Annotated in this window: 2 protein-coding genes; both read right to left on the reverse strand. The window is 64.7% G+C overall.

The window, feature by feature from the left end; all coding sequences use genetic code 11:
• A partial coding sequence (locus tag ACTHLF_RS14335; protein WP_440328021.1) for a hypothetical protein occupies nt 1-311 on the reverse strand: 311 nt, incomplete at its 3' end.
• 955 nt (nt 312-1,266) lie between these two features.
• Nucleotides 1,267-1,665, reverse strand: coding sequence for a hypothetical protein (locus ACTHLF_RS14340; protein WP_440328022.1), 399 nt, complete (start codon nt 1,663-1,665; stop codon nt 1,267-1,269).
• Nucleotides 1,666-2,086 lie beyond the last annotated feature (421 nt).

Below are 2,086 nucleotides of genomic sequence, written 5' to 3' on the forward strand. Positions count from 1 at the left end.
CCGGTCAGGCGAAAGACAACAGTATCATCGCCCGCGGGCCGGCGCGCGGACGCCGGTATCCCCTGCCGCACAAGTGCGTCGCGGAGCGCCGCCGAGAGCGGAAGAACTCGCGCGGTGTCGGCGGCCGCCGGCGCCCACAGCCAGAGGACCTGGCCGGCGCGGGGCGCCCCGGGCGGCACCGCTGCCCCCCACACGGCACGCACAATCGCTGCGCTGTCGGCCCGCGTCAGTGCCAATTGACCGAATGCCGCCCGTGGCGGCGCGATGCACGCCGCGACGAGCACGGCGACCCCAAGGGCTCTGCGTTGCATTGATCCTCCGTGGCGGCCTAACATTCCCAAGCTCAGGCGCGAAGGGCAGCACCGGAAGCCAAATAGTAGCGCTGGACCTGATCCTCACGCCAGCACCTGAAAACATGGCCGGCCCTTTGTCGCCTGCAGCGCGTGGTTAGGCTGCGCTTGCTCCGTTGATGGGTGTGCATGGGACCGGCCTCAGCAGCGCAGGTGCTGAGACTCGCGACGGGCGGTCTCCCTGGAGAGAATCCGTGAAGGACACCACCCGGCCACGTAATATGCCCTGCTCATCCCTACGCGCCGATATAAAGAAGCCGGCGAACGGCATCGGAGTACCTATGAATACCGAATCCGCGCGCGGGGATTCCCACAGACGGAAGGCATACTGCTCACGATCCGCCTCGCCGAGCGAGTGTGCAACACGCGCATTCGGCAGATGAGGCCAGCCACTTAGGGCTACGGTGTCCAGCTGGATCATCGGGGGGAGATTCTGCGGATCCGGGTGGTAGCCGACTGCCAGGCGCGCATCCCAGGGGCCGTGCTCCAGCATGTAGCAGCCCGCCAGCGGTGTACCGGGCACCGGCACACTGTGGGACTGCACCACGGGAGCGCATCCCGCGAGCAGGGCGTAGAGGGACAACATTAGCGGAGTGCGCATGTGGTGTTCTGGGAAGCGGATACGAGCAGCCTAACATTCCCAAGCTCAGGCGCAAAGGGCTGCGCCGAAAGCCACAGAGTAGCGCCGAGGGTGAGGAGTGCACCAGAGCCGGAAAGGATGGCCGGCCCTTTGTCGCCTGCAGCGCGTGGTTAGGCCCGCAGCGTAGATGCGCATGGACCTGCCCCGCGGAATGCCGCGACACGTAGATTGCCCGGAAAGGCAAGCGTGGGCCGGCAGAGGTAACGTGCTGGGTTGCCCAGGAATACGCAACAGTTGGACGATGGTACAGCGCCCGCTTTCCGCTCCAGCGCGCGATCAGGGTGCGGGCGTGTGCCTTGGCGGCTGTGACTCACGAAGCGATGAAGCGAGAGCGCCGTAAAGCAGCATCGCTGCGAGACTGGGAATCAGCATTCGAGGCATGAGGATCGAGGATGGTGCGGGCGAGGATAAGGCGAGGACAAGTGGGATGATTAGACCAACAGCAATGATCGTGACGCGCTCAAGCCATTTGGGCCATGAGCGAGGAATCGCGGAGATCGCGAGCTGGTGAAGGAAGCCACCGAGAGCGACAGGGATCACCAGGGCGATCCACCAAAAGGCAAGAGCGCTGAAGAAGCCGGATGCCTCCCACCGCACACCTGCCTCTTTCATCCAGGGCAGAGGGAACGCGTACGCTTGGATGAAGATCAGCGCGATCCACAGCGGCAGGATCACGAAGATGAGGAGCCCTAGGTTCCGGGGAACACCCCGCAAATGATTGGACATCTGGCGAATAGCTGGCGATGGCTTTGGAAACGCAGCCTAACATTCCCAAGCTCAGGCGCAAAGGGCGGCGCCGAAAGTCACAGAGTAGCGCTGCAGCCGAGTTGCCCGCCAGAGCCTGAAAGGATGGCCGGCCCTTTGTCGCCTGCAGCGCCTGGTTAGGCCGGCGGGTGCGTGGATGCGCGCGGACCGGCACGCCAGCGCATGCGTCCTATCGACTTGAACTTGCTGACCGCTAGTGGATCACCACGGTAATCATGCGAGGTTGGGGTAGAGACGGGCGAGTTTCACACGAGCATCCTCGGTGGTGAAGCGCCAGTGCACCCGCGCGCCGGCTCGGTTGCGCTCCCTCTCCCAGGCGGCAACCTCCTCG

Origin of the sequence: Luteibacter sp. (assembly GCF_051958795.1) — a bacterium.
In the GTDB taxonomy this organism is placed as follows: domain Bacteria; phylum Pseudomonadota; class Gammaproteobacteria; order Xanthomonadales; family Rhodanobacteraceae; genus Luteibacter.